13 protein-coding genes are annotated in these 12737 nt (G+C 41.9%); 1 reads left to right on the forward strand and 12 read right to left on the reverse strand.

Annotation, left to right across the window (positions count from 1 at the left end; genetic code table 11):
* Positions 1 to 9: 9 nt before the first annotated feature.
* Positions 10 to 840, reverse strand: a complete 831-nt coding sequence (gene lgt / locus A5882_RS15215) for a prolipoprotein diacylglyceryl transferase (protein WP_005235390.1) — start codon at positions 838 to 840, stop codon at positions 10 to 12.
* A 14-nt stretch (positions 841 to 854) separates the two neighbouring features.
* Positions 855 to 1790, reverse strand: a complete 936-nt coding sequence (gene hprK / locus A5882_RS15220) for an HPr(Ser) kinase/phosphatase (protein WP_005235388.1) — start codon at positions 1788 to 1790, stop codon at positions 855 to 857.
* A gap of 157 nt (positions 1791 to 1947) precedes the next feature.
* Between hprK and A5882_RS15225 the strand changes: the two genes are divergently transcribed.
* Positions 1948 to 3648, forward strand: coding sequence for a M3 family oligoendopeptidase (locus tag A5882_RS15225; RefSeq protein WP_086373050.1), 1701 nt, complete (start codon positions 1948 to 1950; stop codon positions 3646 to 3648).
* A gap of 63 nt (positions 3649 to 3711) precedes the next feature.
* Here the strand turns inward: A5882_RS15225 and A5882_RS15230 are convergent, their stop codons facing one another.
* The 10 genes from A5882_RS15230 to A5882_RS15275 all read right to left on the reverse strand — a co-directional run bounded on the left by A5882_RS15230 (position 3712) and on the right by A5882_RS15275 (position 12701).
* Entirely contained in the window at positions 3712 to 4071 is a 360-nt protein-coding gene (locus A5882_RS15230) for a phage holin family protein (protein ID WP_005225788.1), read from the reverse strand.
* Positions 4071 to 4379 (reverse strand): PspC domain-containing protein, encoded by a 309-nt coding sequence (locus tag A5882_RS15235; protein WP_005235384.1) that lies wholly within the window; start codon positions 4377 to 4379, stop codon positions 4071 to 4073. Before A5882_RS15235 ends, A5882_RS15230 begins: the two co-directional genes overlap by 1 nt.
* A gap of 49 nt (positions 4380 to 4428) precedes the next feature.
* Positions 4429 to 5991: a daptomycin-sensing surface protein LiaX gene (liaX, locus tag A5882_RS15240; protein WP_016612240.1), complete on the reverse strand. Its 1563-nt coding sequence runs from the start codon at positions 5989 to 5991 to the stop codon at positions 4429 to 4431.
* Between the two features lie 523 nt (positions 5992 to 6514).
* The gene (phoU, locus tag A5882_RS15245; protein WP_008378477.1) at positions 6515 to 7192 is read right to left on the reverse strand and encodes a phosphate signaling complex protein PhoU; all 678 of its coding nucleotides are present in this window, start codon (positions 7190 to 7192) and stop codon (positions 6515 to 6517) included.
* Positions 7193 to 7203: 11 nt separating this feature from the next.
* A complete protein-coding gene (gene pstB / locus A5882_RS15250) occupies positions 7204 to 7962 on the reverse strand; it encodes a phosphate ABC transporter ATP-binding protein PstB (RefSeq protein WP_005235379.1) in 759 nt (252 codons plus the stop codon).
* Positions 7963 to 7993: 31 nt separating this feature from the next.
* Entirely contained in the window at positions 7994 to 8800 is an 807-nt protein-coding gene (gene pstB, locus A5882_RS15255; protein WP_005225783.1) for a phosphate ABC transporter ATP-binding protein PstB, read from the reverse strand.
* Between the two features lie 13 nt (positions 8801 to 8813).
* A complete protein-coding gene (pstA, locus tag A5882_RS15260) occupies positions 8814 to 9698 on the reverse strand; it encodes a phosphate ABC transporter permease PstA (RefSeq protein WP_008378478.1) in 885 nt (294 codons plus the stop codon).
* Complete coding sequence (gene pstC, locus A5882_RS15265; RefSeq protein ID WP_005235375.1) at positions 9698 to 10618, reverse strand: phosphate ABC transporter permease subunit PstC; 921 nt, start codon at positions 10616 to 10618, stop codon at positions 9698 to 9700. The genes pstA and pstC overlap by 1 nt, the downstream gene beginning before the upstream one ends.
* Positions 10619 to 10715: 97 nt before the next feature.
* A complete protein-coding gene (locus A5882_RS15270; RefSeq protein WP_008378479.1) occupies positions 10716 to 11570 on the reverse strand; it encodes a phosphate ABC transporter substrate-binding protein PstS in 855 nt (284 codons plus the stop codon).
* A 399-nt stretch (positions 11571 to 11969) separates the two neighbouring features.
* Positions 11970 to 12701 carry an alpha/beta hydrolase gene (locus tag A5882_RS15275; protein WP_172634716.1) on the reverse strand — a complete coding sequence of 244 codons (732 nt, stop codon included), beginning with the start codon at positions 12699 to 12701 and terminating at the stop codon, positions 11970 to 11972.
* Between the last annotated feature and the right edge of the window lie 36 nt (positions 12702 to 12737).

Below are 12737 nucleotides of genomic sequence, written 5' to 3' on the forward strand. Positions count from 1 at the left end.
AATAACTGTTTAGATAATCGTTTGGTTTTTGCCAAAGCTGCGATTGTAGTCTTTTAAAGTTTGGTTTTTCCGACGCCAGATCAATAGCCCAATCGCTCCAAAGAATAATAAAGCGGAAAGTGCTTGTGACACACGGATATCCCCAAATAAGTATAAACTATCGGTGCGCATTCCTTCAATAAAGAAGCGTCCGAACCCATACCAAATTAAGTAGCTCAAGAAAACTTCGCCTTCTTTTAATAACCCAGTTTTCTTGCGCAAGAAAATCAAAACGATAAATCCGATCACATTCCAAACCGATTCATAAAGAAACGTCGGCTGCCGATACGCTTCGTCGATATACATATTATCGATAATAAATTTCGGTATATACAAACTTTCTAAGAAGGAGCGGCTGACTTCGGCTCCAAATGCTTCATGATTCATGAAGTTGCCCCAACGCCCGATGCCTTGTGCCAATAGGACACTTGGTGCAGCGATATCTAAAAAGGTCCAGGGAGAAATAAAATTTCGTTGGCAGAAAAAGTACAGCCAAATCCCCCCGGCAATCAATGCACCGTAGATAGCGATCCCACCAGACCGAATATTGAAAATTTGACTCGGGTCATCAATGTAGTATTGCAAGTCAAATAGAATATAATAAAGCCGCGCACCAATGATCGATACTGGCAATCCAATCAACATAAAATCAGTCACATCATCTGGCTTGAGCCCGACACGAACCGCCTCTCTCGTACTTAACCACATAGCAATGATCACGCCTGATACGATAATGATCGCATACCAATAAATCGGCAAACCAAATAGTTCAAATGCGACTCGATTTACTAAACCTAACATCTATCTTATCCTCTCTAGTTTCCAGAATTTTCTTCGATCAATTGCGTCAATCGATTTTCAAAGGTCTTCGTTGCATCATAACCCATCGTTTTCGCCCGGAAATTCATGGCAGCAACTTCGATAATAATCGCAACATTTCGACCAGTTTTCACGGGGATTTTGATTTGTGGTACATCAACGCCACCAATTTCAACCGTCGTATCATCGGTTCCTAGTCGATCATACTTTTTGTCTTTCGCCCAAGCTTCTAAATACACCGCTACTTGAACCTGCATATACCCTCGTACGGCACTGGCACCAAAAAGATTCATGACATCGATGATCCCGATTCCCCGGATCTCGATCAAGTGTTGCAAGATTTTCGGCGGTTCCCCCACCAAAGTCAACTCATCTTGCTTATACACATCCACACGGTCATCAGCGATCAACCGATGCCCACGTTTGATCAACTCTAATGCTGTTTCGCTTTTACCAATTCCGCTATCGCCTTGGATCAAAACGCCCAAGCCATAGACATCCACTAATACCCCATGGACACTGGTTCTTGTTGCTAAACGCCCATCGAGAAAACTAGAAAGCTCTCCTTGCAGACGTGACGTTGAGATGGGCGAACGTAGAATCGTAATCTCATGTTCTTTGCAGGCTTGAATCATTTCTGCTGGTACTTCCAAGCCGCGAGAAACAATAAATCCCGGTGTATCATCGGCACACATTTTGCGCATCACCATCAAGCGTTCTTCTGGCATCATTCGTTCCGCAAAGGTGATCTCTTTGCTGCCGAATAATTGCAGACGATCATGGGAATAGTAATTAAAATAACCCGTCAATTCCAAACCAGGTCGGGAAATATCACCGGTAATGATTTCTCTTTCTAAACTGTTTTCAGTTCCTTCAACTATCTCTAAATTTAAAGCCTCCGCCAGCTCGCTGACTTTGACGGTTTCTGCCATAGGATTTCCCTCTTTTCTCAATGATTCTTGCCGCTGCTTCTTGTAAACGACACTCTGGTTCTATTTTATCATTCTATCAGTAAAGTTACTACCTTCGCCAATAGAAGTCCTCATTCTTTTTCGTTTGTGTTATTATTTTACTAAGGAGGGATTTTTAATGAAATTTTCAGCATACAAGTATCAACGCCCTGATTTTCCAGTTTATCAAGAAACATTCAAAAAAGCATTAGCAAACCTTCAGTCAGCCGATACCTTCTCGGAGGCGAAGCAAGCCCTTGATGCTTGGAACGAACTAAGAGGAACGATCGATACCGCAATGAACTTGGCTTCGATCCGCTATTCGATCGATACCAACGATGCCTTTTATGAAGCAGAAGACACCTTTTGGAATGAATACCAGCCTCATTTTGAAGCTCTGGATTTTCAATTCTATCAAGCACTCCTGGCTTCACCTGTCTTAGATGAATTAAAAGCCGAATATCCAGAAACACTTTTTTTATATGCCGAAAGCCGTGTGAAGCTTTTTGATGAGGCCTTGATCGAATTGTTTCAAAAAGAAAACCAATTGGCTTCTGATTACAGCAAATTGGTCGCTTCTGCCCAAATCGACTTCCAAGGAGAAACCTATACCCTCGCACAACTGCGACCATTTACCGAAAATAAAGATCGCAGCGTTCGTAAAGAAGCATTTGAAAAACAAACGGCTTTCTTCACGGAAAATGAAGACCGTTTTGATCAAATTTATGACGAGATGGTCAAGGTTCGTACCGAGATCGCCCACAAGCTCGGCTTTGAAAATTATGTTGCCTTTGCGGATACCCAAATGAATCGTTGGGACTATGATCGTTCAATGATCGAGACCTATCGTCGGGAAATTTTAGAAAAAGTCGTCCCAATTACCCAAAAGCTGTACCAAAGACAGGCGCAGCGTAATCAATTGACTCAGGCAACCTTTACCGACTTGCCACTTGTTTATCCTAGTGGTAACGCAGAGCCTAAAGGAACTCCTGAAGAACTAGTAGAAAAAGCCCGTGTGATGTATCAGGAACTATCCCCTGAAACTGGCGAATTTTTTGATTTTATGGTCGAGCATGACCTACTTGATCTACTAAGCAAAAAAGGCAAACAATCTGGCGGCTACTGTACGTTTATCCAAGACTATCAATCGCCATTTATCTTTGCCAACTTTAACGGTACTTCGGGCGATGTCGATGTTTTGACCCACGAAGCTGGCCACGCCTTTCAAGCCTTTCGCTCTCGTTGGATCAAAGAACCGGAAATTCTCTTTCCCAATTATGAATCTTGCGAGATCCATTCAATGTCGATGGAGTTTATCGCCTGGCCATGGATGGATGCCTTTTTCGAAGAAGAAACAGAAAAATACAAATTTGCGCATCTTGCTAGCAGCCTGCAATTTCTGCCTTATGGCGTTTTAGTGGATCACTTCCAACAAGAGGTTTATGAGCATCCTGAGTGGTCAGCAGCACAGCGCAAAGCCCGTTGGCGGGAATTAGAGCGCCAGTATTGCCCAGAACGGGATTATTCAGAATATCCTGACCTTGATCGTGGCTTGTATTGGTTCAGACAGGGGCATATTTTTGAATCACCTTTCTACTATATCGATTACACATTGGCACAAGTGTGTGCGTTCCAATTTTGGTATCGATTCATCGTGGCAAAAGACGAAACCGCTTGGCAAGATTATTTGGCCATTTGCGAAGTCGGCGGCACGAAAACATTTCTTGAGATCCTGGCTCTGGCTCATCTACGTTCACCTTTTGAAAAAGGAGCGCTTGATGAAACGTTACAGGCAGTAGATACGTATCTGTCAGCCATCAAAGAAGAACAGTTAAACTAAAAAAAGACGTTTCCGTTTCTCCACTAGCTTCGTAGCTAGTAGGAGAAAACGTGAAACGTCTTTTTAACGTGAATATTTTTCGATATGGTGTTCGGTCACGATCATATTGATCACTGACATGATCAGTGCCACTAATAAAGCAGCCCCAAACGAGGAAAAGCCGAAGTTGGCTGACCCAACAAAATACGAAGTCAAATTCAGCATGAGCGCATTGATCACAAAGGTGAAAAACCCAAGCGTCAGTAAAGTCAATGGAAATGAAATGACGATCAGAATTGGTTTAATCAAAGCATTCAGGATCGACAGTACAAAACTGGCGATCACTGCAGTCATAATGCTTTGAACGTGGATCATATTTGGTAATAGAACCGCCAATGTGACAAACGTCAGTGTATTCATGATAAGCCGTTGAAAATAAGACACTAGAAGTCACTCCAGTCCTCATCCTCTACCTTTTCCGCTTCTTTGCGGGGACGATTTGCTTCATTGTATTTGTTTTGTTTGTAATATCGATTGTCATGACCATATCCTGAGGTGCTCTTGCGTCCTGAAGGAATCAAGACCGCCATGATGATATATAAAGTGATTCCAGGGAACCCAGCAGTCACTAAAGATAGAAAGACATAGATCACGCGAACGATAGTTGGATCGATTCGCAAGTATTCTGCCAGACCCCCTAGAGTCCCTGTAATGACGACGTTATTGGCTGATTTTGTTAATTTTTTGTTCATTTATCTACACCTTCCTTCTTTTCTTTAATGAGTGTATACTCAACTATTCTTATTTATCTGTATCTTTGATAAAGACATTTCCTGTTGTTGTGGATAGATCGATTTGTGCGACTTTATCGGCAACCCGACGGAATTGCAATAGTTGGTTTAGGCGTTCTTTTTTCTCCCGTACAACTTCCATCTCACTTAAGCGATTGTTAATGCTACCTAAACTTGTTTTGGCGATCCCTTCAAAACCGATCCCTGCAGGTAATGCTACTTTAACATTGCCATTTACAGAGCTGGCGTTTAATTTTTGGACCGTTTCTTCTTTGTAGGTCACACGGATATTGCCGTTTACTAAAGAAATACCGGTGTTTTGTGGTGTGGCTGTCAACGTCACGTCGCCATTCACTGTTTCGATGATGGCATCTAAAATCTCACCCTCTTGAACAGTGATCGTTCCATTCACGCCTTCAATCTCTAACATCGATGCGTTTACTTTGCGGAAATCGATATTGCCATTTGTTGATTTTGTATAAACATCTTTTGCATCCAATTCATTGAATGTAACATTTCCGTTCAATAGTTTTACTGCCACATGATCATAGGTACGTTTTGGTAAATAGAAAACCAGATCGGCACGAATGCGTTTGTTTGGAATTTGGAAGGAGATGCGTTCATCATCAACATTGATTTGGCTTCTTGCTTCAAAAGCATCGAAAGGCTCCGCCGCATCCATTTTACCATATAGTTTGATTTTGGCATCTACTTTGACACCTGGTTCATCCCATAATTGGAAGGAAACATTGCCGTTGGCTAACTTCACATCGATCAATGTCGCTGCCGTTTCGTCATAGCTGAATGTGTGTTCAAATTTCGTCGCTGCAACACCGGGAACTTTCAAGTTGATATCTTTCCATTCCATGTTGTCGTTAACAGAATCCGTTACTGCTCGAACCGTTTTCTTCAAGAAGTGTCCGAAGTGGGTGCTGGCATCGACCATTTTTTCACTTACTTGATTGATAGTATCGGTCGCTTGCTCTTTCCAATCTTCTGGAATATCTAATTTTTGAGAGATTTTCTCTTTCGTTTGAGACCATTGGTCTTTGCGAATATTTTTTAGTTTTGCTTCCAATTCTGCTTTTTCTTCGGTTAAGCCATCTAACGTTTCTTCTAAGCCAGTAATGGTCGCTTCTGTTTCATGACGTGTTGCCAATTCCTCTTCTGACAATTGATCCAATTCTTCTTTGGTATTCAATTGCATCAGAGTTTCTTGCGCTTCTTTTAATTCTTCTTTGACGCCAAGAATTTCAGCATTGATTTCGTCCAACTCAGCAGATGCTTGGTTGGCTTCCGTTGCTAAGCCATCAAGAATCTTTTCAAGATTTTCTTTGTCTTGCGCTTCGTTTTGACGAAGTTTTTCTTCGCCGTCAAACGTGAACATCTCATCGTCATTTTCAGTATCATCAAATGGGCTTGTCGCATTCTTATCCGCGGTTACCTCAGCAGCAGCTTTGTTAATTTGTTTTTCGTCTTTGGCTTTTGCCATACCTTCTAGTAAATCTAAGGCTTCTTCTGTAGAAAGCACACCTTTTTTTACTAGATCCAATATACGTTCTCTTTCGTTCATGGAAATTGCCTCCTTCAGCAAATGTGTGATTGCAAGTTTAGCTTACGAACCTATTATGCCTTGTTTTTGCAAAAGTGTCATAGGTCTTAAGTACCAAGTTTTTCTCAATCTGCAGATTGGCAAGCAGAACCGGCACTTTTCTTCATTACTTTAGGCACAAAACGATCTTCCTTATCTTAACAGTACCACGAAAAACCATTGGAAACAAAAGTTTCAGCTAATAGCAGCCTTGAGGAATAGGCCTGCTAGAGTAAATGATCTATTGTTCATTTCACTGCGTCGGGGATGAAAAGAGCAGAAGGTTCAACTTGAAAAATTCGGGTACGATAGAATCGATTTCCATTGTCCATCTTTAGGGAAGCCATTTTATAATTTGTCTATCTTGTTCACGTCATCTATTTCAGTGATTCTTCCAAATCAAAAAGACCGCCGAGAGAAGTTACTCCTTAAAGGTCAACTTCTTTCGGCGGTCTGTCCCATCTCTTTTAAAAGAGATAAGTGATCAAGAACCTAAGCTGGTTTCTTAAATCATTTCCGTACGGTTTGTATTCAATTCACTGATTTTCCCAGTAGCAAGATACACGATCCATTCACAAATATTCGTTACGTAGTCACCGATACGTTCTAAGTACTGTGCAACAGATAAATAATCGGTTCCACTAACAACGGTTTCCGGATTTTCTTTCATACTCTCGATCGTTTTGTAATAGATGTCTTTGTAATACTCATTGACCCGATCATCCATTTGGGCAATCATACGGGCATCTTCTTGGTCAGTTTTTACATAGGCAACTAAAACATTATCGACCATTTTCTTCACATAATCCGACATATCAGAAATTTCTTTTTCGATTTCGGCGATCCGTGTTTCACCTTTGACCCGAATCGTTGACTTCGCGATCGATACTGCATGGTCTCCCATTCGTTCCAAGTCAGAGCTGGCTTTCATTACAGTAATGATCATTCGTAGATCGGTGGTTACTGGTTGCTGCAAAGCAATCATTTCAAAGCTCTTTTTCTCCAAACGAACTTCCATATTGTTGATCGCCAAATCATTTTCAATCACTTCTTGAGCAATTGCTTTATCATGTCTGACATATGCTCGTACGGATTTGTGGATCGCGCTGCTGACTAGCATCCCCATCTCATAAAATTGATTGTGTAGATTTAATAATTCTTCTTCAAACTGTGTACGCAACATCCCTTTTCCTCCTAACCAAATCTTCCTGAGATATAATCTTCTGTTTCTTTTTTGCTTGGACTTAGGAACACTTTTTTCGTGTCATTAAACTCGATCAAGTTGCCGTCCAAAAAGAACGCGGTTTTATCTGAGATTCTTGAAGCTTGTGACATGTTGTGAGTCACGATGATCATGGTATAGCGTTCTTTCAGTGCCAAAAGGGTATTCTCGATTTTCCCAGATGAAATTGGGTCTAACGCACTGGTTGGTTCATCCAGCAAAATGATTTCTGGATCGACAGCCAATACCCGAGCGATGCATACCCGCTGCTGTTGTCCACCGGATAAAGATAGCGCACTTTGGTGAAGCTTATCTTTGACATCTTCCCAGACAGACGCTGCTTTCAAGCTTTCCTCTACCGTCTTATCAAGAATCGCCTTGTCCGTGACTCCTTTTAATTTTAACCCATAAATCACATTTTCGTAAATTGAAAAGGGAAATGGATTCGGTTGCTGAAAAACCATTCCGATTTCTTTACGCAAATCAACGATGTCTTGCTTCGGACTATAAATGTCTTTCCCTTTATAGACAACACTTCCTGTAATTGTCACACCAGGGATCAAATCATTCATTCGATTAAGAGAACGCAAGTAGGTCGATTTCCCACAACCTGAAGGACCGATCATCGCAGTGATCTCGCCTTTTTTGATGGAAAGGTCGATTCCTTTTAATGCTTCTTTTTTTCCGTAGTATAAATGCAGATCTTTCGATGTAATAATTTCTTCTGCCATTGTTTTGCCTCCGTTTACTGATCGAATCGGCTCAGCCAAAATGACCGGATACGTAATCTTCTGTTGCTTTAATTTTTGGACGAGTAAATATCTTACGGGTCTCATCGTACTCGATCGCATTTCCTAAGTAGAAAAAGGCGGTATAATCGCTGATCCGAGCAGCTTGCTGCATGTTGTGGGTCACGATGATGATTGAATAGTCGTTTTTCAAGTTGATAAGAGTTTCTTCCACTGTCCCGGTTGAGATGGGGTCAAGGGCACTAGCTGGTTCATCTAGAAGCAAAATATCTGGTTTCATCGCAATTGCTCGAGCGATACACAGACGTTGCTGCTGTCCACCGGACAATGCCAAAGCACTTTTGTCTAAGCTGTCCTTTACTTGATCCCAAAGTGCGGCTTGTTTCAAGCTGGTTTCGACTGCTTCATCCAATTTCTTTTTGTTTCTTTCTCCATGACGTCGCAAAGCAAAGGCGATGTTGTCATAGATCGATTTACTGAAAGGGTTTGGTCGTTGGAAAACCATGCCGATCCGCTTACGCATTTCGAAGACATCGACTTCTTTCGTGTTCACGTCGACCCCTTTGTACATGATGTTTCCTGTGACTCTCGTATTTGCGATTCCGTCATTCATTCGATTCAAGGAACGCAGATACGTTGATTTTCCGCAACCAGAGGGACCGATCAATGCGGTGATTTTATTCTTTTCAAATTGTAGATCAATGCCTTTGATGGCTTCATTTGATCCATACCATACATGCAAGTCAGTGGTATAAAGCGCCACATCTTCTGGTTTATCGAAGGTAATGATATTTCGATCATCCCAATTGTAATCGTTCATACTGTCATTCTCCTTATGCTGACGTCATTTTCTTGTACAACCGTTTGCCAGCTGCACGGGCGCCAAAGTTAAATAGCAAGACGGCAATGATCAATACTGCCGAAGCTCCAGCTGAAACTTGTGCGCCATCAGGCATCGTGCCCTCTGTATTGATTTTCCAAATATGGACTGCCAGCGTCTCCGCTTGTCGGAAAAGACCGATCGGGCTGGAAACACTCAATGGATTCCAGTTTGTAAAATCAAGGGCCGGTGCACTTTGTCCTGCAGTATAGATCAGCGCTGCCGCTTCACCAAAAATCCGACCAGAACTTAGAATGACCCCAGTCAAAATCCCTGGTGTTGCTTCTGGAACAATGATGCGTGTGACCGTTTCCCAACGTGACAACCCAAGAGACAAGCCTGCTTCACGTTGCGTGTAATGAATCGCTTGAAGTGATTCTTCTACATTTCTCGTCAATAGTGGCAAATTGAAGAAGGTCAATGCCAAGGCACCAGAAATAATTGAAAAGCCATAACCAAACTGAATAACAAAGACTAAGAAACCAAAGAGACCGACAACCACTGAAGGCAGTGAGCTCAAAATCTCGATCGATGTCCGAATGATATCCGTTAACCAGTTTTTCTTTGCATACTCTGATAAGTAGATCCCCGCTCCTAAAGAAATCGGGAAGCTAATGATCATTGTTACTAAAAGCAAGTAAAGGGAATTGAACAATTGGATGCCGATCCCGCCGCCTTCTTGATACGCTTTTGAAGAAGAGGTCAGAAATTCCCAGCTAATGTGAGGAACCCCCCGAACCAAAATGTACAGTAATAAGGAAGCCAAAATCAAAACAATGATTCCAGCAACGGCATACAAGACGCCGGTAGCAATTTTATCTGAACGTTTTGCATTCATTATTTCAAGGCTCCTTTCTTCCCAATAAAGCGAATAACAATGTTAAATAGTAAGGACATCAATAACAAGATCAAGGCTAATGACCATAAAACATTATTTTGGACTGTCCCCATGATCGTATTTCCGATACCCATCGTTAGGATAGAAGTCAATGTTGAAGCTGGTGTCACTAAGCTAGTTGGCATCAATGCCGCATTACCAATAACCATTTGAATCGCCAATGCTTCACCAAACGCCCGCGCCATTCCAAAAACAACCGCTGTTAAAATACCAGGAACAGCTGCTCGTAAAACAACTTTGTAAATCGTTTGCCAGCGAGTCGCACCTAAAGCTAACGAAGCTTCACGATAATGCCGTGGAACTGCCCGCAAAGCGTCGACAGTCATCGTAGTCACTGTCGGTAAGATCATGATAAACAGGACAAACGTCCCTGCCAAGATCCCAAAACCAGTACCGCCAAAAACGGAGCGGACTGCTGGTACAACGACAGACAAACCGATGAATCCATAAACAACTGAAGGGATACCGACTAAAAGTTCGATGACCGGCTGCAAGATCTTCTCTCCATTACGAGGTGAGATTTCTACCATAAAGACGGCTGCACCGATGGCAAAAGGTGTTGCCACGATCGCTGATAAGAACGTTACGAAGAACGATCCTAGAATCATCGGCAAGGCACCAACTAACGGTTGTCCATCAGGTCCCACAGCACTCGGATTCCATTGGGTACCAAACAAAAAGTCAAACACATTGACTTTGTCTACAAAGAATGTCGCTAATCCTCGGCTAGCAACGAAATAAAAAATGGAGATCACAACCAAAACAATCAACGCGATACAAAGAAAACTGATTAGTTTTCCTCTTTGTTCCATTCTTGCGCGCTTAGATTTTTTTGTTAACACTTCTTTTACATTTTCCACGAGGGTTCCTCCTCAAAAATCAAACTAAACTCATAACCATTAGTTTATCGGTTCAACATCAATTTCTGTTAAAGCTTGTGTAAATTTTGTGTAAAGATTATTCAACAATGTTGCCTTCCCAGTCTCTTTCCACCTGCATGATGGAAATTGGAATATAGCCTAGATCCCCAACGATATGCTCTTGGACTTCGTCAGAAAGCATATATTCTAAAAACTCAGCAGTTAATCCGGTTGGTTCTCCTTTTGTATACATATGCTCATACGCCCAAACTTTCCAATCATTCGTCGTCACATTTTCAATCGTAGGTTCAACGCCATCAATTGAAAGGACATTGACTTCATCAGTCACATAAGAAAATGCAACGTAGCTAATAGCCCCTGGTGTATCAGAAACGATCGAGCGTACCATCCCACTAGAATCTTGCTCTTGAGAAGGAATAGCGGTTTCGCCATCCATGATCCATTTTTCAAACGTGCTTCTCGTACCACTACCTGTCGCCCGGTTCAATAAAACGATCGGCAGATCATTTCCACCGACTTCGCTCCAATTGGTGATCTTTCCTAAGAAGATATTTTTTAGATCTTCTGTGGAAATGTCTGTGATACCAACTCCTTTGTTAACGATTGGTGTGATTCCCACCGTTGCCACCCGATGATCAACAAGGGCATCAGCATCGATTCCTGGCTTTTCTTCCGCAAACAAATCAGAATTTCCGATATCGACTGCACCGGCTTGGACTTGACTTAGTCCGGTTCCGCTTCCGCCTCCTTGGACATTGATGAACCGTCCTGGATTTGAGTTTTGAAATTCTTCTGCAACTGTTTCTACTAGCGGCTGCAAAGCAGAGGAACCGACTGCGGTGATCGATTCTCCTCTATCTGCCCAGCTTGCACATCCTGAGAGTAAAATAACCAATCCGATAATAGGACTTAGAAGTTTAAATTTTTTCATCATAACGCTCCTTGTACTTTCGTAAGTCATTGATCTTAAAAATCAATTATTTTCATTTTACCATTAGTTGAATTTAATGAAAATTATTATTTGCTTTTTTTTCTGGAACAGCGTCCGTTCGTTTATTTAAAACGCTTTTTTTCTTTTTCAAAATAACTGTTTCGTAAAAAAAATGACAGAATTTCTTAATTAAATTACGTGCATCCAGAAGGTATGCTATGCTATACTGTGAGAGGAAACGTATTTTAAAAGAACATAATTATTAATCTTGCTTCCCCAATCAAGTACAATATGTTGTTATGTTCAGCGTTTTCACGATTTCATCAACATTTCCCCAAAATGTCTGTTGAATCGAAACGGCAGAAAGAAGCATTTCTATGCATCTTCTGCCGTCTTTTTTTACTCTAATTCACTTAGCCACGCAGCCATCTGCACAACGATGGCTTTTTGCTGCGCTTCATTTGATAAATCAGCGGCGGCTTCTCCTTTTTGTAACCCATAGGTACCAAAGCCAGCATGATTGCCGCCTTCGATCGTTTGGAACGTGGTAGATTCTGGAAGGAAGCTGCGGGCAGCTTGCCAATTTTCTTGATTGACCACCTGATCTTGACTCCCTGTCAACGATAGCACAGAAATCGACTGATCAGCCAAAGACCCTTTTTCATCGGGATAGCTTGCGAAGAAAAAGACCCCTTTTAAATCCTTGTCGTTTGCAGCCAATTGATTCGCTGCAAAACGGCTCGCCATTACCCCACCTAATGAATGACCACCAATGACATAGGAGTTATGGGGAATTTCTTTCAAGACCTCTTCTGCACGATTGCCTGATAAAACAGCCATGTTAAAGGGCATTTTAACGATCGCGACAGGATAGCCTTTTTCCGCTAAACCTGCTGCCCATACACTATAGCTTTCCGCATCGACAAGGGCGCCGGGATAGAAAATAACCAATGGCTTTTCTTCATCTCCAACAAAATAAAGGGCATTCCCCTCATCTTCTGCCTCTTTCGCAGCTGTGACTGCAGCATCAACTGCTGGGTAGTGTAGTTGTTGCCAACCGATCCAACCGGCAATAGTTAAAATAACAACGGTGACCAATACACCAATCAAAACTTTTGTTCTTTTTCTCATCATATCCTCCTGCAAAAAAGAAGATCAGGAAAGGAT

It is taken from the genome of Enterococcus sp. 4E1_DIV0656 (assembly GCF_002140695.1).
Taxonomy (GTDB): domain Bacteria; phylum Bacillota; class Bacilli; order Lactobacillales; family Enterococcaceae; genus Enterococcus_D; species Enterococcus_D entomosocium.

What these genes read in the sequence shown, in the direction of transcription:
- lgt (WP_005235390.1), bottom strand. Translation starts at nt 840, where the DNA reads ATGTTAGGTTTAGTAAATCGAGTCGCATTTGAACTATTTGGTTTGCCG.
- hprK (WP_005235388.1), bottom strand. Translation starts at nt 1,790, where the DNA reads ATGGCAGAAACCGTCAAAGTCAGCGAGCTGGCGGAGGCTTTAAATTTA.
- A5882_RS15225 (WP_086373050.1), top strand. Translation starts at nt 1,948, where the DNA reads ATGAAATTTTCAGCATACAAGTATCAACGCCCTGATTTTCCAGTTTAT.
- A5882_RS15235 (WP_005235384.1), bottom strand. Translation starts at nt 4,379, where the DNA reads ATGAACAAAAAATTAACAAAATCAGCCAATAACGTCGTCATTACAGGG.
- liaX (WP_016612240.1), bottom strand. Translation starts at nt 5,991, where the DNA reads ATGAACGAAAGAGAACGTATATTGGATCTAGTAAAAAAAGGTGTGCTT.
- phoU (WP_008378477.1), bottom strand. Translation starts at nt 7,192, where the DNA reads ATGTTGCGTACACAGTTTGAAGAAGAATTATTAAATCTACACAATCAA.
- pstB (WP_005235379.1), bottom strand. Translation starts at nt 7,962, where the DNA reads ATGGCAGAAGAAATTATTACATCGAAAGATCTGCATTTATACTACGGA.
- pstB (WP_005225783.1), bottom strand. Translation starts at nt 8,800, where the DNA reads ATGAACGATTACAATTGGGATGATCGAAATATCATTACCTTCGATAAA.
- pstA (WP_008378478.1), bottom strand. Translation starts at nt 9,698, where the DNA reads ATGAATGCAAAACGTTCAGATAAAATTGCTACCGGCGTCTTGTATGCC.
- A5882_RS15270 (WP_008378479.1), bottom strand. Translation starts at nt 11,570, where the DNA reads ATGAAAAAATTTAAACTTCTAAGTCCTATTATCGGATTGGTTATTTTA.
- A5882_RS15275 (WP_172634716.1), bottom strand. Translation starts at nt 12,701, where the DNA reads ATGAGAAAAAGAACAAAAGTTTTGATTGGTGTATTGGTCACCGTTGTT.